The organism is Plectonema cf. radiosum LEGE 06105, from assembly GCF_015207665.1.
Taxonomy (GTDB): Bacteria; Cyanobacteriota; Cyanobacteriia; order Cyanobacteriales; family Nostocaceae; genus Rivularia; species Rivularia radiosa_A.
Genome location: NZ_JADEWL010000033.1, coordinates 1 through 18761, shown reverse-complemented (window position 1 = coordinate 18761; position 18761 = coordinate 1). Strand labels below are relative to the sequence as shown.

General features: G+C 38.1%; 19 protein-coding genes. 15 read left to right on the top strand and 4 right to left on the bottom strand.

Translation table 11 applies throughout. From position 1 onward, the window contains the following. Nucleotides 1–34 precede the first annotated feature (34 nt). Entirely contained in the window at nt 35–652 is a 618-nt protein-coding gene (locus IQ247_RS12420; protein WP_193920366.1) for a flavin prenyltransferase UbiX, read from the top strand. A 218-nt stretch (nt 653–870) separates the two neighbouring features. Next, nucleotides 871–1551, top strand: a complete 681-nt coding sequence (locus IQ247_RS12415) for a hypothetical protein (RefSeq protein WP_228059692.1) — start codon at nt 871–873, stop codon at nt 1549–1551. A gap of 45 nt (nt 1552–1596) precedes the next feature. On the opposite strand, the gene IQ247_RS12410 is transcribed toward IQ247_RS12415, so the two are convergent. Next, complete coding sequence (locus IQ247_RS12410; RefSeq protein ID WP_193920362.1) at nt 1597–1791, bottom strand: hypothetical protein; 195 nt, start codon at nt 1789–1791, stop codon at nt 1597–1599. A 414-nt stretch (nt 1792–2205) separates the two neighbouring features. Between IQ247_RS12410 and IQ247_RS12405 the strand changes: the two genes are divergently transcribed. The 3 genes from IQ247_RS12405 (at nt 2206) to argB (ending at nt 5409) form a co-directional block, all read left to right on the top strand. Then, nucleotides 2206–3816 carry an NB-ARC domain-containing protein gene (locus tag IQ247_RS12405; RefSeq protein WP_193920360.1) on the top strand — a complete coding sequence of 537 codons (1611 nt, stop codon included), beginning with the start codon at nt 2206–2208 and terminating at the stop codon, nt 3814–3816. Nucleotides 3817–3872: 56 nt separating this feature from the next. Then, nucleotides 3873–4424: a shikimate kinase gene (locus tag IQ247_RS12400; protein WP_193920358.1), complete on the top strand. Its 552-nt coding sequence runs from the start codon at nt 3873–3875 to the stop codon at nt 4422–4424. Between the two features lie 94 nt (nt 4425–4518). Next, on the top strand, nt 4519–5409 hold the full coding sequence (gene argB, locus IQ247_RS12395; RefSeq protein WP_228059693.1) for an acetylglutamate kinase: 891 nt from the start codon (nt 4519–4521) through the stop codon (nt 5407–5409). Nucleotides 5410–5556: 147 nt separating this feature from the next. On the opposite strand, the gene IQ247_RS12390 is transcribed toward argB, so the two are convergent. Then, nucleotides 5557–5976 carry a hypothetical protein gene (locus IQ247_RS12390; RefSeq protein ID WP_193920354.1) on the bottom strand — a complete coding sequence of 140 codons (420 nt, stop codon included), beginning with the start codon at nt 5974–5976 and terminating at the stop codon, nt 5557–5559. Between the two features lie 192 nt (nt 5977–6168). On the opposite strand from IQ247_RS12390, the gene IQ247_RS12385 reads away from it, so the two are divergent. The 5 genes from IQ247_RS12385 to IQ247_RS33130 all read left to right on the top strand — a co-directional run bounded on the left by IQ247_RS12385 (nt 6169) and on the right by IQ247_RS33130 (nt 10320). Then, nucleotides 6169–6690 carry a tetratricopeptide repeat protein gene (locus tag IQ247_RS12385; RefSeq protein ID WP_193920352.1) on the top strand — a complete coding sequence of 174 codons (522 nt, stop codon included), beginning with the start codon at nt 6169–6171 and terminating at the stop codon, nt 6688–6690. 75 nt (nt 6691–6765) lie between these two features. Continuing rightward, nucleotides 6766–7611, top strand: a complete 846-nt coding sequence (locus tag IQ247_RS12380; RefSeq protein WP_193920350.1) for a DUF3153 domain-containing protein — start codon at nt 6766–6768, stop codon at nt 7609–7611. A gap of 200 nt (nt 7612–7811) precedes the next feature. Further along, nucleotides 7812–9443, top strand: a complete 1632-nt coding sequence (locus IQ247_RS12375) for a tetratricopeptide repeat protein (RefSeq protein ID WP_193920348.1) — start codon at nt 7812–7814, stop codon at nt 9441–9443. 37 nt (nt 9444–9480) lie between these two features. Beyond that, nucleotides 9481–9825, top strand: a complete 345-nt coding sequence (locus IQ247_RS12370; protein ID WP_193920346.1) for a hypothetical protein — start codon at nt 9481–9483, stop codon at nt 9823–9825. A gap of 366 nt (nt 9826–10191) precedes the next feature. After that, nucleotides 10192–10320 (top strand): hypothetical protein, encoded by a 129-nt coding sequence (locus tag IQ247_RS33130; protein ID WP_265579683.1) that lies wholly within the window; start codon nt 10192–10194, stop codon nt 10318–10320. Between the two features lie 303 nt (nt 10321–10623). Here IQ247_RS33130 and pdxH read toward each other — a convergent pair whose 3' ends face one another. Then, nucleotides 10624–11268, bottom strand: a complete 645-nt coding sequence (gene pdxH / locus IQ247_RS12365) for a pyridoxamine 5'-phosphate oxidase (protein WP_193920344.1) — start codon at nt 11266–11268, stop codon at nt 10624–10626. Between the two features lie 51 nt (nt 11269–11319). Between pdxH and IQ247_RS12360 the strand changes: the two genes are divergently transcribed. From IQ247_RS12360 to IQ247_RS12345, 4 genes are all read left to right on the top strand, one after another. Then, a complete protein-coding gene (locus tag IQ247_RS12360) occupies nt 11320–12360 on the top strand; it encodes an AI-2E family transporter (RefSeq protein WP_228059690.1) in 1041 nt (346 codons plus the stop codon). 520 nt (nt 12361–12880) lie between these two features. Further along, nucleotides 12881–13237, top strand: a complete 357-nt coding sequence (locus IQ247_RS12355; protein ID WP_193920342.1) for a lipopolysaccharide assembly protein LapA domain-containing protein — start codon at nt 12881–12883, stop codon at nt 13235–13237. A gap of 159 nt (nt 13238–13396) precedes the next feature. Further along, nucleotides 13397–14227 carry a segregation/condensation protein A gene (locus IQ247_RS12350; RefSeq protein WP_193920340.1) on the top strand — a complete coding sequence of 277 codons (831 nt, stop codon included), beginning with the start codon at nt 13397–13399 and terminating at the stop codon, nt 14225–14227. Nucleotides 14228–14544: 317 nt separating this feature from the next. Next, complete coding sequence (locus IQ247_RS12345) at nt 14545–15714, top strand: nucleotidyltransferase family protein (RefSeq protein ID WP_193920339.1); 1170 nt, start codon at nt 14545–14547, stop codon at nt 15712–15714. A 224-nt stretch (nt 15715–15938) separates the two neighbouring features. On the opposite strand, the gene speA is transcribed toward IQ247_RS12345, so the two are convergent. Then, entirely contained in the window at nt 15939–17966 is a 2028-nt protein-coding gene (speA, locus tag IQ247_RS12340) for a biosynthetic arginine decarboxylase (protein WP_193920338.1), read from the bottom strand. Between the two features lie 307 nt (nt 17967–18273). On the opposite strand from speA, the gene ndk reads away from it, so the two are divergent. Continuing rightward, nucleotides 18274–18750, top strand: a complete 477-nt coding sequence (gene ndk / locus IQ247_RS12335; RefSeq protein ID WP_193920337.1) for a nucleoside-diphosphate kinase — start codon at nt 18274–18276, stop codon at nt 18748–18750. Nucleotides 18751–18761: the final 11 nt, after the last annotated feature.

Here is an 18761-nt window from a genome sequence, read left to right as displayed (position 1 = left end):
TTAGAAGTTTCAGATAATTACCACAAACAACCAAGTGTCCAACAACGTCAAGCCATTAATATTAGGTGTCTCAGGTGCATCAGGTTTAATTTACGCCGTTCGCGCTCTCAAATTTTTGTTAGAAGCAGAATATACTATTGAATTAGTAGCATCCAAATCCAGCTTTATGGTTTGGCAGTCGGAACAAGGTACCCCTATGCCGTCGGAACCCAAAGCACAAGAGCAATTTTGGCGACAGCAAGCGGGAGTGGAACTAGGTGGTAAATTGCACTGTCATCCTTGGGCTGATGTCGGAGCAAACATTGCTAGCGGTTCCTTTCGTACTTTGGGAATGATAATTATGCCGTGTAGTATGAGTACTGTAGCCAAATTAGCTGGTGGCTTAAGTTCTGATTTATTAGAAAGGGCTGCCGACGTTCAACTTAAAGAAGGGCGAAAATTGATTATCGTACCCCGTGAAACACCTTTTAGTTTGATTCACTTGCGTAATCTAGTTAGTTTAGCAGAAGCGGGAGCCAGAATAGTTCCGGCAATCCCTGCTTGGTATCACCATCCCCAAACAGTTGAGGATTTGGTTGATTTTGTTGTGGCTCGTAGTTTAGATCAACTTGATATTGATTGTGTTCCGATTAAACGCTGGAAAGGGCGTTGACAGTGGACAGTTGACAGTGGACAGTGGACAGTTGACAGTTGTTTTGAATTATTAAATTTCTCCCCATCTCCCCATCCCCTTGTCTCCTCCTTCGAGTTCACGAATTACGAATTACGAATTACGAATTACGAATTACGAATTATACTTACCCTCTTATCTTAGTTCCTATTATGACTGTAATTCGCTTAATTCTCTTGGTCGCAGTACTGGGAGGACTTATGCTATTGCTAGCACAAAACTGGTCTCCTGCAATACCGTTAGTTTTTTTAGGCTTGCGAACTCAACCACTTTCGTTAGCAATGTGGATGTTGTTTAGCTCTGCTGCTGGTGCTTTCACTTCTTTACTAATCAGCGGCTTGCTTCAATTATTATCAAGCCGTTATACAACACAGCAGCCTCAAACTGCATCATATTCGACTTCGACGGAGGATTCACCCCGCGTTAATCAACGTTCACAACCAAAGGAATATTACCAGAGAAAATCAACTCCACCACCAGCAAGTACACCACAACCACCGGATGAGTTTGAGAATAACCAGGATGATGATTGGGATTTAGATAAAAATCCTAATGATGATTGGGAGTTTGAAGAAAGATTTGACTCCAGAGAATACCAATCAAGTGATTCTCGTTCGAGCTATACAAAAATTCAAGATGACGACGACTATGAAGATTCTCAGGAAGCAGATTCTTCTTATTCCTATAACAAACGCGATTTAAAAAATTCTAATGCAGGAAAAACAGAATCAATATATGATGCCGATTATCGAGTAATTATACCGCCTCCCAATCCATCCGTGACTTCAAAGACTTCTGATGATGCGGACAATAATGATGATGATTGGGGTTTGTTTGATGAGGATTTTGACGATGATGATAAACCTTCACCACGTCGATAAGTACTAGTAAGTCAGTAAATATGGCATCTAAATTTTTGGTTTTTTCTACTTAATCCCACAACGTTCGCGGGATTCTTGCTTGACTCTACCATTCATCGCTGCTTCTTGGAGAACCACAAAAGCGTTAAAGTCTTCACAGTCATACTGAGTTGTCAGTAATTGACGCAGTTGATTTTCTGCTTCTACACTCAGATAACCAGTTGCTAATGCTTGTTGGACTACATCACGAATTCTAGTCATTACTAAAACCTCAAACTACTACGTTTATTTGTTCGAGCTTTCTCAGATAAAATATGCAGCGGTTAAAAGTTTTGCAGATATTAGGATAAATCAAGCTCTTTTTTTTGAGATAGCAGAAGGTTTGAATCATTTAAAACACCATTAAAATTTGATAACTGTAAAATTAAATCGCTATTCTGAAGTCAGGCAGAATTAGCCATAATTATTGACTTACATTAATTCAATAAAGTTTCCAAGAATTTTTATTAAGTTTCTATTAAGTTTAAACATAGCGAAGTTTACACCGAGAAGTCACCTAACAAGCGTTATCAAATTCGTTATATATTTATTTTTATTTATGGGGACTTTAAATAAAAATACCTAGAAACTGGTTAAGATAAGCCGTATTCGAGTTTAAGTAAACCAGTAAAAATAATGAATTTAAGTAATCAACGACAGATAGAAGAGGATTTTATTGAAGCTAAAAATAATTGGGATTTAGAAAAGTTATACATTGATTTGGCATCTGCGAAAGGGAAAGCCCTAACACCTGTAGAGAAAAAGTTTCTTCGGGGTTTGCTGTGCGGTTTGAGTCCAGCGGAAATTGCTAGTAAGGTTTACAAAACCCGTAGTAGTAGCACTGTTAGAGTCTATCTTTCTAACGGATTGTATAAATATATAGAAGAAATGTTAACTAAGCAAGACTCGGAATTGATTAAGGTAAAAAATTGGAGTCGTGTGATTCAACTGCTAGAAAAAGCAGGTTATAAGAAAATTTGGCTGCAAATGCAATCGACAACCCGTAGCACAAACTCTACCAGAAAAAAAATCACAGAAATTGATCAGATGAAATCTACTTCTACACAAGATTGGGGAGAAGCCATCGATACAAGCATATTTTATGGAAGAACAAGTGAATTAGCTCAACTCAAAAAGTCGATTTTGCAAGAGCAAGCACGTTTAATCGTACTTTTAGGTATGGCTGGAATTGGTAAAACTGCTTTGTCGGTAAAGTTGGCTCAACAAGTTCAAGATAATTTTGATTATATTATTTGGCGTTCTTTGCGTTTTGCTCCATCTCCAGAGGTATTTTTTAATCAACTTTTGGAAACTGTCTCGTTACAAACCCCGAAAAATGGACAAAGTGTTTCTTACTGTATTTCTGAATTGATAGATTGTTTGCGTTCTTCTCGATGTTTTATTGTCTTAGACCATGTAGATTCAATTTTATACAGTAATTCTGCTTACAACACGGTTTTATATTCGGGGATATTAGCTAATGATGGTAACGCGATCGCCAATTCTTCAAATATAGATTTACCGCAAATTGAATATATTCCCGGTTATGAAGTGTTTGGGGAATTTATTCAACGCTTAGGAGAGTCTCAACATCAAAGTTGTTTGCTGTTAACAAGTAGGGAGAAACCCCAAGAAATAGCTGCTCTTGAAGGAGAAACTCTACCTGTTCGTTGTTTAAAGTTAACGGGGTTGGATCAAGTAGAGAGCGCACATATATTAGAATCAAAAGGATTTGCTAAAGTTAAACCAGAAGAATCTCAACAAATAACCCAGCAGTATGCGGGAAATCCTTTATTTATCAAGTTAGTTGCTACTGCTATTCAGGAATTATTTGCGGGAAATATCGACGAATTTCTTCAGCAGGAAACGGTAGTTTTTGGGGATATTCGCTGTTGTTTGGACGAGCAATTTAACCGTTTATCTGTTTTAGAAAAGCAGATTATGTACTTACTAGCTCTCAATCAAAATTTTGATCTCCAGAAATTGCAAAAAAAACTGATGCTGAGGGTATCGCAACGATTAATCCTCGAAGCTGTAGAATTATTACAAAGGCGATCGCTAATTGATAGAGTTGCATCTGGTTTTTCTCAAACCCCTGTATTAAGGGAATATATAATTGAAAAGCTGATCGATGAAAATTTAAAATTTTGTCAAGATGATGCAAATTCGCTGCTATTCACCCATAAAATTTTTGAAAAGCAACTGAAAAAACATCTGAAAGTAAGTCGCTTAAATGTCGAAATTTAAAGTAGAGTCAGCGTTTCGCGTTCAGAAATTAACAAACTTCTTTCGTGTTAACTCTCGTGAATAATTTATTACAAGGAATTAACCTTTACTTAATTGGGATGATGGGCGCTGGTAAAACTACTGTAGGACGTTTGTTAGCGAACGAACTACAGTACGGGTTTGTAGATACCGATGAAGTAATTACCGCATCTGCAAAACAAAGTATCAATCAAATATTTGCTGTTGAAGGAGAAACGGCATTTCGACAATTAGAAACTGATGTACTCTCCCAAGTTAGTGCTTATACAAAGTTAACTGTAGCTACTGGGGGAGGTATTATATTAAAGCGAGAAAACTGGAGTTATCTGCATCACGGTTTGATTGTCTGGTTGGATGCATCAGCAGAATTACTATACAACCGTTTAAAAGAAGATACTACAAGACCTTTGTTACAAGATAGTAATCCGTTATTAAAATTACGCAGTCTTTTACAAGAAAGAGAACCACTTTATGCTTTAGCCGATTTACGAATCACTCTTAAAGAAGGGGAAACACCAGAAGAAATTGCTCAACGAGTCTTAACAGAAATTCCCAGTGTTTTGAAAAATCCTCTAGCTTTTAGGGGATAGGGAGTTGGGAGTTGGGAAAATCAGTTATTGTGTAGCAGCACCAAACTCTTTTAAACTATCAGGATTCGGATTTAATAAAAAAACATTGCTTATGATGGTCAACGATACTGAATATATTCGTCAGGATGCAGCTACTCGCGTAAAAGTACTCAGCGAAGCACTACCTTATATACAAGAATTTGCAGGTCGTACCGTGGTGGTAAAATATGGCGGTGCGGCAATGAAAGATAGTAATCTTAAGGATAAAGTTATAAGGGATGTTGTATTTTTATCCTGTGTTGGTTTACGACCGATTTTAGTACATGGTGGTGGACCAGAAATAAATACTTGGCTGGAAAAAATTGGCATTGAACCCCAGTTCAAAGATGGTTTGCGAGTGACTGATGCTCCTACGATGGATGTGGTAGAAATGGTGTTAGTCGGTAGAGTTAATAAAGAAATAGTTGCTCTTATAAACCAAGCTGGTGGAAAAGCGGTGGGTTTATGCGGTAAGGATGGTAACTTAATTAAAGCCCGTCACCAAGGTGAGGATGGCATTGGTTTTGTGGGAGAAGTTAGCTCTGTAAATACCGAAATTTTAAAAACTTTGGCGGAAAATGGTTATATTCCTGTAGTATCCAGCGTCGCGGCTGACGATACGGGACAAGCTTATAATATTAATGCTGATACCGTTGCTGGAGAAATAGCCGCTGCATTAGGTGCAGAAAAATTAATTTTGCTTACCGATACACGGGGTATCTTGGAAAATTATCAAGATCCTTCGACGTTGATTGCGAAAGTAGATATTAAAGAAGCTCGTGACTTAATTTCCAAGGGTATAGTTGCCGGAGGTATGATACCTAAAGTTACTTGTTGTGTGCGTTCCCTTGCTCAGGGAGTACGAGCAGCTCATATTATTGATGGTCGCATTCCCCATGCTCTTTTGTTAGAAATATTTACCGATGGTGGGATTGGGACAATGATTCTTGGTTCTCAGTTTGGTTAAAAACCATTTAGAAGTCGGGTTTTTTGGTTTAACAACAACGCCAAAACCCGACATATACCCCATGAAAAATTAAGGTTTTACAGCTTTTTTTCATAGGGATTCACTAATCAAGGATTAGCCATCGAACTCACGAGAGAACCCTGACGTTTATTTAGAATAGATGATAATCCGCGAAGCTGGTTGATGATAACGTCGTTGTCGATAATTGCGATCGCGAATGCTAAGGCTTGGCTTATTACGTCTTGGATAATTTTTGATAATCCTGGGATTAACTAAAATTGGATTAATAAAAGTGGAGTTATAAATTTTCCTTTTTATATGGGGTTGAGAGAAATACCTTTGTGTCGGTATATGCCCCGTTGCGGGATTTACGGGTACGGGTGTAGGAATAGGACTACCATAAATAAAATTACCGACAGTTGGATGTTGATTTCGTTCGTAGTAACGATTTCCACCATTAATGATGATGACAGATTGAGCGGAAACTGGTGCAGCTACAGCACCGAGTAAAGCAGCAGCAATTCCCAAACCCAAAAAATACGGTTGCGCTTTTACGTTCTTAAACATAATACTTGTCCTGACTAACCACAAGCGGGTTAATATCGGCGAATCTACCTATATTTATTTTAAATATTAAAATTTTATTTGAGAAAAAATTTTCTAATCTACATCCCAGAAAATACTTACCTTCATAAAAATTTTTCAAAATGCTCCTAGAAACGGCAAAATGAAAATATTGGGTTGTTTATATCGTTCAAAGTGAGTTCCGAAAGTTTAGAAATAGCCAAACAGCGTTATCGTAACGGAAAAGCTGCTTTTGAAAATGGAAAATACCGTCAAGCAGTTGAGGAATTAGAAAAAGCTTGTGCTTTGCTTGCACGTAACACTCGTCTTGGAGGTGAGGTACAAATTTGGTTAGCAACAGCTTATGAAGCTGCTGGGCGCAATCAAGAAGCCATCGATCTTTGCGAACAGTTGAAACGTCATCCTTATCCAGATACCAGTAAAGAAGCTAAGCGATTGCAGTATATTCTCAAAGCACCCAAATTAGAACGTCCCAAAGAATGGATGACTGAAATACCAGATTTGGGAACCTTATCTGATAATGACAGCAAAATGCGTTTAGCTGCATCTGTGAAAAAATCTTCTGCACCGAAACAGCCATTAGAACCGGAATTTATTGATTTAAGTCAGGTAAATACCCAAGATAATCGCTTTATCTGGCTGACTTTAATCATTATTGTTGTGACTTTGGGTAGTTTAATTTGGTTAAGTTTTTGAACAATTAACCTTGATAGTGCCACAAACGATCGCAAAATCGGAAAGTCTATTGAAAGTTTATCTAATTCTGTAATTATGTCACGATTAAGTTATCAAAATTATTCTGCTCCTAGGATTTTAAACCGATTAGTTAAAAGCTTTTTGAAACGCATCCGGTTTATATGCATTTTACTGTTAGCATCGCTGTTACTTTCTGGTTGTGTAGACTATGATTTGGGAGTAAATTTCAACAACGCTAATTACGGAGAATTCGTACAACAGATTAAATTGGGAGAAAAACTGACAAGCTTTAGCGGTGATTCGGTTTATGAATGGTTGGATAGTATCGAAAGACGAGCTAAAGAATTAGAAGGCAAAGCCAAACGAATTTCCCAAGAACAAATAATTGTAACCATACCTTTCAGTAATGGTAAGGAATTACAACAAAAATACAACACATTTTTTAACTCCAAAAATAATTCTAAATCCCGCTCCAACAAAGCCGAATCAGCATCAGAGCTACCAAAAATAGAATCAAACTTACAATTATCCCAGAGTAATTTTTTATTGTTAGTACGAAATCGGTTGATTTACGATTTAGATTTGCGTTCCTTGGCTTTAATTTCTACTAAAGGTAACGTTTTAACTAACACTGATTCAATTCTCGATTTAGAATTTAGCTTAAAGGCTCCTTGGGGTGCTAACAGTATCAAAACAACTGAAGATTCCATCGAACCATTAAAAAATAAAAAACAACTTTCATGGCAACTCAAACCCGGACAACTAAATCATATTGAAGCGGTTTTTTGGCTTCCCAGTCCAGTTGGTATTGGTACTTTATTAATTGTGCTGTTTGTCATACTCGGATTTTACCTGAGATACAGCTTTATGCCAGACCCGAAAGTTCAGTTTGCCAGTGAGCAGTTGACAGTTGATGGTTGATGGTGGTTAGTTGATGGTTGATGGTTGATAGTGGTTAGTTGATAGTTGATAGTTAACCTTTGACCTTTGACCTTAAACCTTAAACCTTTAATCTCCCCATCCTCCTCTGTTGCCAATTACAAAAATTCGTGTTAATAATACGTCACTTATGATACACAGGTAAAATCTGTTATCAAAAAAACCATTCAATTGCAGCGGTTGTGAAAAAAAGGCTTGTATTAGTATTTACCTTTGTGGCTATTAACTTGGGTTCCGGATGTTCGCAAGTACCAACATCTAATTCGGCGCAAGTAGATACACCAATAATTCTTGCTAAACCAGAGTTAGAACCAGAAAAACCAAATAATTCCTTGGAGGAAGGGTTAGAAAACCTAGATAAGTTAGATAAAAGCTTTAATAGCATAGTTTTTTTACTGGCTAAAGTTGCGATTATTTTACTGAGTCTGATTTTGGTTCAGAGAATTATTCTACTGATTGCTTTTCGTACATCTCAATTAGTAATTGATAATTTTACCAATGCTTCTGGTGCGGAAGGAATGGATTTTGTTTTACCAGGTTTGAGTCAGTTGGGACGAGAAAGATTGGTACGGGAAATGAAGGGCGTTCACCAACGTTTAAGGGAGCATATTCGTGTGAGCGGTTTGCGGACTTATCGTCCTCCCGATAAGTTATCATTACCACAATCAACTCCCGATGAAAGACTTTCTAGTTTAGTCGCTTCCCTAAACGAGTTTACACCAGATCAAATTGACCCTTTAGTGAGTCTGCTGAAAATTTTATTCCCAGCTTATGGAACCAAAGTCACGAGCATTTTACAAAGCCAAGGTGAAGATTATCGCAGATTGGGAATAACTTTTGAAATTACGGATATTGAAGGTCGTATGGCTTCTAGACTTTATACTATTTGGGAAGAAACCGAAACTCAGACAGTAATTAAAACAGTACCTAAAAAGGAATCTAAAGCAGTAACTGATGAAGAAATTGAAGTTCAATTACCCGTAATTGAATCATATCCAGAACTTAAAGACCGCTACCGTGGTTTATTAAAACCTGCAACTCGATGGTTAGCTCTAGAACTTTCTAGAAGAGAAATGCTAGCTAATGTACCTTGGTATTATTTGGGTAACTGGTGCAAACGCTATCAAGCACAAATACATAACTTTTTTGGTGTAATTAATTATGCCAGCGCTCCGACACACGGCAGTTTTTTTTACCAATTAGCAATTGACGATTTAGAAGCAGCAATAGAACTCGATCCTAATTGGTATCAACCTTACGAAAATTTAGGTGATACTTACAGCACTCAAGGAAGAGAATTTCAAGAAACCGCAAAAATTAATCGTCAGCGACAAGGGATTTTGCAATACGAAAAAGCACTTGCTAGATGTGAAGATGAAACTGTAAGAAGAAGAATTAAAGTTGGTAAAGCAATGGCGCAATTACTAACAAAAGATCAAATTCTTGTTAAAGAAGCTCAAACAGAAATACAGCTACTAGAGAAGCAGTGGAATGCCAAATCTGAGCTAAGTCCTCGATTTTTGTACAACTTAGCTTCTTGGTATGCAATCTTTACCGCTCAAAATAACGGCGACGAACAAACCAAGCAAAAAGCCCGTCATTATTTAGTTTACGCCTTATTACGAGATAGCGATCGCAATTTGTGGGATTGGGCTAGTAAAGATCCAGATTTTCAAGCGGTACGTGAAAGGTTTACTGATTTCCAATTTGTGCTGATGAAGAAATTAAATGAGGCTCCTGAATTACCCGAAATCACCGGAGATAAATTTGGCAAACACGCAGAAGATATCCTCAATCAAATGAGTTGGATTTGATCAAATACATAAAATACATAAATATAGGAATGATGCGATGTCTGAAGAAAAGGACAAAAAATTACCGATCAAAATCAAAAAATCCAGTTGTAAATCCCAGGAAGAAAACCTTAGTCAACCTAGGGAATCTGAAAATCAGTTAGAAGAAAGAAAAGTTCGTAAAACCATAATTACAACCGAAATTTCTAGCCGTCCAAAAATTGTTGGAGCAATACCACCGTGGGACGATGACGATGATTCGCAGCAGGATGATCAAATTAAACCTCCAACCATCACCACAGAAATACCTACTGAGCCGGAAAAATTTAATGAAGAATTTAATATTACACCCAGAGCTACAGGGGAAATTCCTCCTTGGGATGAAGAAGAAGAAACCAAGTAGTAATTAATTATGGATTCCTCAAATAAACTTATCGGGACACAGTTAACGCTGTGTCTTTTGTTTTATCGGTCAAAATTTCTGGGTTTGGTAGAGAATCCGAATATCTCGGTTTTCCCAACGAATGAAGCTGATTAACAAATCAATTTCTGATCACCTTAACCGAACCTTATTGTTTGATAGGTCATTACTAAGCGCGATCGCCTTTTCTCAAAAATATAATCAACTTTTCCGGAGTAGTAATTGACACTCGTGAAGTTACTTCATGAGCGTATTTAGATACTCAACTTGTTTGACTCAATATTTGTGCAGTATCTAAAAAAATTTTCAAACAGAATAACTAATTAAATTAATTACAGTGAGATTAATATGAGTAAAGAAAAAGACAACATCAAAAAAAGCTCTCAACCCAATTCTAAAAAAGGAAAGAGCGTTCCAGATTACGGTAGACCTAAACGTCGAGAAATCGGATGGAATGAAGATAAAGACAAACTATAAAAAACCATCCCATAATAATACATTTATTTAACCCACGTAGGTGGGTTTTGCTTGTGTAGAAGCGGTTTGAACCGCCAGATAAATGCCAAATTCCGATCCATCTGGTGCAAAGGCGGTTTGAACCGCCAGATAAATGCCAAATTCCGATCATCTGGTGCAAATGGGGATTCAACCGCCAGATAAATGCAAATTCCGATCCATCTGGTGCAAAGGCGGTTTGAACCGCCAGATAAATGCAAATCCCGATCCATCTGGTGCAAATGGGGATTCAACTGCCGGAATCGTAAAATCAAACTGCTTTAACTAAGGAGATAAACGCTCAATCTTCCAACTATTATCTTCTTTTCTTCTATAAACCAAACGGTCGTGAAGACGGCTAGAACGTCCTTGCCAAAATTCGATTTCTGTTGGTATAACTCGAATTCCTCCCCAATGTGGGGGACGGGGTACATCTTGATTTTGATATTTTTCTGTTAATTCTTGCAAATGTTTTTCCAGCACTTCTCGACTTTCGATAACTTCGCTTTGATTTGAAGCCCAAGCACCCAAACGACTGTTAAAAGGGCGACTGTAGAAATATTTATCGGACTCCGCATCGTCCAATTTTTCTACCCATCCGCAAATCCGGACTTGACGTTGGAGTTCAGCCCACCAAAACACCAAAGCAGCCTGGGGATTTTCCGCTAACTCCTGGGCTTTTTGGCTATTGTAGTTGGTGTAAAATACAAAACCGCGATCGTCAAAATCTTTCAACAACACCATTCTTGCTGAAGGTACACCTTGTGTTGTAGTGGTAGCAATAGTCATAGCATTTGGTTCTAGAATATTGGCACTCAAGGCTTGGTCGAACCATTCCTTGAATTGTACAAAAGGATTAGAATTAACCTCGGTTTCGCTTAAGTCCTCCAAGGTGTAGTCTTGACGAAGGTCAGCTATAGTTTTATCCATTACAATTATTTGATTGCAAAATTATATAAATAACAGAGATCGACAATATTTATGCGGATGCGCCGTTGGGCTTCCCTAAAAAATTTATTAGTATATGGTTTGAGCGCCCCGATTATAGCCCTTAATGTTGGATTGCTGTCTTTACTTTTTCATTACTTTCGGCATCCACTGACCATTTTAAGTATTGCAGCAATACTCGCTTTTTTACTTAACTATCCAGTTCAATTTTTAGAACGCGCTCGTATTTCGCGCCAATGGGCGGTAACTATAGTCTTGCTCCTGACTTTAACCCTACTGATTCTTATCGGTATTACCTTGGTTCCGCTAGTCATAAATCAAACCATCCAACTTTCTGATAAAATTCCCGATTGGTTAAACAGTTTTCAAGACCAACTAGAACAATTAGAAGCTGTAGCGACAAAAAGACGCTTTCCGTTAATAAACTTGAAAATACTAGCAAATCAAACTAATGCTAGTATCGAAAACTTGCTCAAAGAATTACCATTTGGGGCTGTGGGATTTGCGGGAACCCTGGTATCAACTTTAGTTAATACAGTATTAATAGTAGTGTTAGCATTTTATATGCTTTTATATGGCGATCGCGTTTGGTATGGCTTACTAAATCTCTTACCTGAAAAAATCCGAGTTCCTTTAGACAAATCCTTACAACTTAATTTCCACTACTTTTTTCTCAGTCAATTATTATTAGCATTATTCATGGTAGCGAGTCTGACACCAATTTTTTTGGTTATTGGTATCCCATTTGCTTTTTTATTTGCTATGGTCATCGGGATATCTCAACTGATACCCTTTATTGGAGCGACTTTAGGAATTGGGTTAGTAACCATACTGCTACTACTCCAAAATTGGTGGTTAGCAACTCAACTAGCATTCTTTTCATTTTTGATGCAGCAAGTCAAAGATAATCTCTTAGCCCCAAAATTGCTGGGAAATTTTACTGGACTAAATCCCATTTGGATTTTCGTTGCTATTTTAGTCGGGTTTGAGATTGCAGGATTATTAGGAACATTGGTTGCGATTCCTATCGCTGGAACCATTAAAGGCACCTTTGATGCTCTTCAAAAAGGTTAGAAGTCTGCATGTCAAAGGTTAGAAGTCAAAGGTCTGCATGTCAAAATCAACTTGGTGAGAGTGCAAAATTTTATATTTAACTGAAAATTAGTAGTCTTTAATACTGGTTATTAAAATTAATTATGAGTAGTGTGAAGGGGGATATATTTTGCCGAATCAAAAATATACGCGATAGAAAACGCTAGGGCAGAAAAGTTAAGAATAAATTAATTAATTTCTCATTAATTTAATTTAATTTGATTAAAATTAATTAAAAACTATGCTTTTGACTGTGATGTAGCAGTTTTCAACCTTTGTCCAGGATAAAAATCACAATTAAAGTGTGATTTTTGAATAGGAAAAGGTATAAAAATATCGTGATATACTTTCGAGGGTGAATTTTATTCTTATACTCTATTACTCCTAGTCATCGTAGATGTATAACTAGTGGATTGCTAAAAATGCTTTTTTCTCAGAGTTACACTACGGAAAGACCGGAGAAACAATAACCACAATTAATTAATTAAATTGATAGTTTCCAATGAGACAAGTAAATTTTGTAATAATTTTTATTTTTTGTTTAGCTTTTGCTTTATTCAGCATCGAAAATACTGAATTAGGGATCATTCATTTAATTCCAGGAGTGGAAGTACAAGCACCAATTTCAATTGAGTTACTTATAGCATTGGGGTTAGGTGGAGTTTTGGCTTGGTTATTTAGCGTTTGGACTCATTTAGAAAGACTAGTGTGGTCAGGTCAAAAAGTTCGTCAAAAAAATGCTCGCATTCAGGAATTAGAATGCAAGATTGAAGAGTACCAAACTCAAATTCAATCCTTACAACCTTCTCTACCACCAGCTGGTGATTCAATCACACAAGAAGCACCAGCAAATGCTTGATGGGACAGTTATCAGTTAACAGTTAACAGTTATCAGTTAACAGTTAATTGAGTGATAGGTAATGGTCGCATTCCCTTAGACCTTAGACCTCTAACCTTTGACCTTTGACCTTTGACCTCTAACCTTTGACCTTTAACCTTGTAATTCTAGTACTTGTCGATGGATGCTTCTGAGCTTTTAGAAATGATCGCACAACTTATTCATCAAGCCGAACAAGGTGAAATTGACCCTTGGGATGTGCAGGTAGTTGAGGTGATAGACCGTTATATAGAACTCATGGCACCTGAGAAAAGCACGAAGGGTTATGAAGCAGATTTGTCTCAGTCAGGACAAGCGTTTTTATCAGCATCAATGTTGGTGTTATTTAAAGCCAATACGTTGATGAAGTTACAATCGGCAGAAGATGAAATAGACGCTTATGCAGAAGACGAATTTTTGCTTGATGGTGAAGATGGTTTAAACGAGCGTATAGCTAGACTACCTTTAGAAAAACAGTTGCGACGACGGCGTTCTGCCATGCCTCCACCGGCACGTCGCGTCAGTTTACAAGAGTTAATCGACCAGTTGCAGGTGATGGCAAACCAACTGCAACTAGTACAAAAAACTAGTAACCCTTTGGCGAAAAAACGTCAACCGGGTGTTAAAACTCTCAAAGCAGCACTAGAATTAGCACACCAAGAAAATCTCACAGAAGTAGCTGGGGAGTTAGAACAAGTTTTACAAACCAAAGCTGCGGAACTGCATTTGGGAGAAAGTTGGATGAATTTAGAACAGTTAGTAGAATGGTGGTCTCAAAGTAAATCCCTATCTGCTAAAGGTAAAAACCATCCTCATGGTGAAAACGCTCATACAGTCAGTGTATTTTGGGCTTTACTACTGCTTTCGGCTCAATCAAAGGTAGAGTTGTATCAAGAGGAGTTTTATCAGGAAGTAAAAATCCGCTTGCTTGCAGAGTCTACTAATAGCTCGATGTCTCAAGCAGCAAGTTAATTAAACGAAATAGCTAATGTCACTTTAGCCTTGCTTCCTGTGGGAATTATTTGTTATTGACTGCGGAAAAGGAAAACACTCTTTTGCTGAGTTCATGTTTACATCAGACTTGTATGCAAGATTTGGGTTAGATAATTAATTATGAGTAAATTTAAATATTGCCAACTTAGTATCATTTAAGATGCTAACAGGGGCTTAAAAAATGCACTATGAGTTCATTCTCCGTGCTTTTTGGGATGACTTCAACTAAATTAAAACAGATGATGAAGTATTGCTTGATCGACGTAAACTCGTTTGTGGTTGAGAAATAAATATTTATGAAAGCTATGATTTTGGCTGCGGGTAAGGGTACCCGTGTTCGTCCGATTACCTACACAACTCCTAAACCGATGATTCCCATCCTGCAAAAACCAGTGATGGAATTTTTAATTGAATTGTTACGTCAGCATGGCTTTGACCAAATTATGGTCAATGTGAGTCATTTGGCTGAGGAAATCGAAAGCTATTTTCGAGACGGTCAGCGGTTCGGTGTCGAAATTGGTTATTCTTTTGAAGGTAGTATTGACGATAACGGTAAATTAGTCGGAAAAGCCATCGGTTCTGCTGGTGGAATGAAGAGAATTCAGGACTTCAAACCATTTTTCGACGATACTTTTATTGTTATGTGCGGCGATGCTTTAATTGATTTGGATTTAACAGCCGCTGTGAAATGGCATCGAGAAAAAGGTTCTATTGCTACAATTATTACTAAAACCGTACCTCGCGAAGAAGTTTCTAGTTACGGTATTGTTGTTACCGACTCGGATTGTCGAATTAAGGAATTTCAAGAAAAACCGACTGTAGAAGAAGCTAAAAGTACCAATATCAGTACAGGTATTTATATTTTTGAACCAGAAATATTTGAACATATTCCCTCTGAAGTCGAGTATGACATTGGTGGCGACTTATTCCCCAAACTTGTAGAAATGGGTGCTAATTTCTACGCTAAACCAATGGACTTTGAATGGGTTGATATTGGTAAAGTACCCGATTATTGGCGAGCAATTCGCGGTGTACTTTTAGGGGAAATCAAAAATGTCCAAATCCCTGGCAATCAAGTACGAGAGGGAATCTACACTGGTTTAAATGTGTCTGTAAATTGGGACAAGGTTGATATCACTGGTCCAGTTTACATTGGTGCGATGACCAAAATAGAGGATGGAGCCAAAATCGTTGGTCCTGTTTACATTGGTCCTTCTTGCTGCGTTTGTAGCGGTGCTACCGTAGAAAATAGCGTGATTTTTGAATATTCTCGACTTGGACCGGGAGTAAGATTAGTTGATAAATTAGTATTCGGTCGTTATTGCGTAGATAAGGATGGAGCATCAATTGACCTCCAAGCTACTGCTTTGGACTGGTTGATTACCGATGCTCGTCAAACTCCACCTTCTCATAACCCCGCAGAACGTCAAGCGATCGCCGAGTTATTAGAGACAAATTCTAATTGAAAAAGGGAATTGGTAATGGGTAATGGGTAATGGGTAATGGGTAATGGGTGATGGGTGATGGGTGATGGGTGATGGGTGATGGGTAATGGGTAATGGGTGATATACCAATTCCCAATCCTAATCACGGATTAAAAAAGATTACACGGATTTTTATTACCAATTACCAATTACCAATTACCTATTCCCAATTACCAATTCCCAATTACCTATTCCCTACTACTAAATCAAGAAGACAGATAAGTATACCGACTTAAACTTTGTTCGTAGGTTTGTAACAGTCGCTGAGATTGAGCGATGGTAATATGGTTTGCTTCCAAAGCTTGCTCGCAACGCTGACGGATTCTTTCTATCATGTCTTCGGCATCGTACTGTACATAACCTAATACCTCACTCATCGTATCCCCTTTAACTACGTGCTTGATTTGATAGCCTTTGGGTGTCAGTTGAATATGAACTGTATTAGTATCGCCAAAAAGGTTGTGTAAGTTACCCATAATTTCTTGATAGGCTCCATTGAGGAACATACCTAAGTAATAAGGTTCTCCCGGTTGGAAAGAATGTAGTTCCAAAACTGACTTCACGTCTCGTAAGTCGATAAACCGATCTATTTTACCATCGCTATCGCAGGTGAGGTCTGCTAAAATACCCCGTTGCTTAGGTTCTTCATCTAAACGGTGTATAGGCATAATCGGGAATAACTGGTCGATCGCCCAGCAGTCTGGTGCCGATTGAAACACCGAAAGATTTATATAATAGATGGAAGACATAATTAACTCCAAGTCTTCCATGTCATCGGGTACGTATTCTTGCTGCTTAGTGATGTGAAGAATTTTATAGCAACAAGCCCAATATAACTGTTCTGCCTTGGCTCGTTCTCTTAAGGATAAAATTCCCAAATTGAAACGACTAATGGCTTCTTCTTTGAACTGGGCTGCGTCGTGATAAAACTCTTGATAATTCTCTTCGTTGATGGATTGATAAGTTTCCCATAAATAGGAAATAATATGGGATTCACCTTCTTGAACGGGTTCGGGTGGTTCGCAAGGTACTTCGCTGGTACTAAGTACATCAAAAATCAGTACTGATTGGTGGGAAGCAACAGCTCGTCCGCTTTCGCTGATCAGTGTTGGTACAGGAATATCTTTTTCTCTACAAGCATCTTTTAACTCTGCCACAATATCGTTAGCATAGTTTTGCATATTGTAGTTTTTAGAAGCGTAGAAGTTGGTTTGAGAACCGTCGTAATCAACACCCAAACCGCCACCAACGTCAAGATATTTCATATTTGCCCCCAAGATAGCTAACTCAACATAGATACGGCTAGCTTCTTGGATGGCATCTTTGATGACATTAATCGCCGAAATTTGCGAACCGACATGGAAGTGCAAAAGTTGTAAAGAATCCAACAAATTAGCATCCCGTAACTTGTCAACGGCACGAATAATTTCCGGAATATTCAAACCGAATTTAGCGCGATCGCCACTAGAACCTCCCCAACGTCCCATACCTTGAGTGCTAAGTTTGGCACGGACTCCCAAGATTGGTTTAATTTCTAATTGACGACTAACTTCAATGACTAAATCGACTTCTTCAATTTGTTCTAAAACGATAATTGGAGTTTGTCCGAGTCTTTGAGCTAACATTGCCGCTTCAATATATTCACGGTCTTTGTAACCGTTACAAATTAACAAAGCTCCGTTGGTATCAAGCAGCGCTAAAGCAATCATTAATTCCGGCTTGGAACCTGCTTCTAAGCCAAATTGATGGGGTTTACCAAACCGGACTAAATCTTCAATTAAATGCCGTTGCTGATTACATTTAACTGGAAATACACCCTGATAAACGCCTCCGTAGTTGTAGCGGGCTATGGCTTTAGCGAAACAAGCATTAAGCCGCTCGATTCTATCTTCTAAAATATCTGAAAAGCGAATTAGCAAAGGTAAACCCAAATTACGCAATTTGAGGGATTTAACCAATTCGTACAAATCCAGAGAACCACCCCGCTCACCTTTTGGAGAAACAGTAACATGACCTGCCGCATTAATCGAAAAATAGGGCTGTCCCCAACCTTCAATGCGATACAGAGCTTCGCTATCTTCGATCCTCCAATGACTCCGAGGTGAATTTGGAATTTTACTCGGTGGCAAAAGTTTCTGTTCTTTGTGATTGTTGCTTAATTTAGCTTTAACTTTTTTGCCATTCAATGATAATCTTCCTGTTTCAGCCGATGTCGCACTTGACTCAACACCCATTTATCAGTCACCTTCGTACTTCACCCATGAGTTTATAATTTAGCGCATTCATGTCGTAGGGGGAATATACGTAAGATATATTTTTGGAACAATGAGTGGACAGTTGACAGTGGACAGTTGACAGTTGGCAGTTGACAGTTGGCAGTTGACAGTTGATGGTTGACCTCTGACCTTTGACCTCTGACCTCTGACCTTTGACCTTTGACCTTTAACCTTTAACCTCTAACCTTTGACTTGCCTGTTGACAAAAAGCTAATGAAGACGGACAAATAACAGTGATAGATTCATTAATTTATAGGAGATAGTAATGGAGCGTACATTTTTAGCAATCAAGCCGGATGGAGTACAGCGGGGATTGGTTGGTGAAATAATTCGTCGCTATGAAACCAAAGGTTTTACTTTAGTTGGTTTGAAATTTATGAAAGTCAGTCGGGAATTGGCGGAATCCCATTACGATGTTCATAAAGAAAGACCTTTTTTTGCTGGCTTAGTAGATTTTATTACTTCTGGTCCGGTTGTAGCGATGGTTTGGGAAGGTGAAGGTGTTGTTGCTGCTGCTCGCAAGATGATTGGTGCAACTAATCCCCTCACAGCAGAACCTGGAACTATCCGTGGTGATTTTGGAATTGATATTGGTCGTAATATCATCCACGGTTCTGATGCCATTGAAACCGCACAAAGAGAAATTTCTTTATGGTTTAGCAATGATGAATTGGTAAATTGGCACCCCCAAATTATGCCTTGGTTGAATGAGAAATTTTCTAAAGAGCTAGCAGCGAAGTAGTTTATTTAGGG

Bases quoted from the DNA above. Each gene is read 5' to 3' on its own strand.
- IQ247_RS12415 (WP_228059692.1), top strand. From the start codon at position 871: ATGCTATTGCTAGCACAAAACTGGTCTCCTGCAATACCGTTAGTTTTT.
- IQ247_RS12410 (WP_193920362.1), bottom strand. From the start codon at position 1,791: ATGACTAGAATTCGTGATGTAGTCCAACAAGCATTAGCAACTGGTTAT.
- IQ247_RS12405 (WP_193920360.1), top strand. From the start codon at position 2,206: ATGAATTTAAGTAATCAACGACAGATAGAAGAGGATTTTATTGAAGCT.
- argB (WP_228059693.1), top strand. From the start codon at position 4,519: ATGGTCAACGATACTGAATATATTCGTCAGGATGCAGCTACTCGCGTA.
- IQ247_RS12390 (WP_193920354.1), bottom strand. From the start codon at position 5,976: ATGTTTAAGAACGTAAAAGCGCAACCGTATTTTTTGGGTTTGGGAATT.
- IQ247_RS12380 (WP_193920350.1), top strand. From the start codon at position 6,766: ATGTCACGATTAAGTTATCAAAATTATTCTGCTCCTAGGATTTTAAAC.
- IQ247_RS12370 (WP_193920346.1), top strand. From the start codon at position 9,481: ATGTCTGAAGAAAAGGACAAAAAATTACCGATCAAAATCAAAAAATCC.
- IQ247_RS33130 (WP_265579683.1), top strand. From the start codon at position 10,192: ATGAGTAAAGAAAAAGACAACATCAAAAAAAGCTCTCAACCCAATTCT.
- pdxH (WP_193920344.1), bottom strand. From the start codon at position 11,268: ATGGATAAAACTATAGCTGACCTTCGTCAAGACTACACCTTGGAGGAC.
- IQ247_RS12360 (WP_228059690.1), top strand. From the start codon at position 11,320: ATGCGGATGCGCCGTTGGGCTTCCCTAAAAAATTTATTAGTATATGGT.
- IQ247_RS12355 (WP_193920342.1), top strand. From the start codon at position 12,881: ATGAGACAAGTAAATTTTGTAATAATTTTTATTTTTTGTTTAGCTTTT.
- IQ247_RS12350 (WP_193920340.1), top strand. From the start codon at position 13,397: ATGGATGCTTCTGAGCTTTTAGAAATGATCGCACAACTTATTCATCAA.
- IQ247_RS12345 (WP_193920339.1), top strand. From the start codon at position 14,545: ATGAAAGCTATGATTTTGGCTGCGGGTAAGGGTACCCGTGTTCGTCCG.
- speA (WP_193920338.1), bottom strand. From the start codon at position 17,966: ATGGGTGTTGAGTCAAGTGCGACATCGGCTGAAACAGGAAGATTATCA.
- ndk (WP_193920337.1), top strand. From the start codon at position 18,274: ATGGAGCGTACATTTTTAGCAATCAAGCCGGATGGAGTACAGCGGGGA.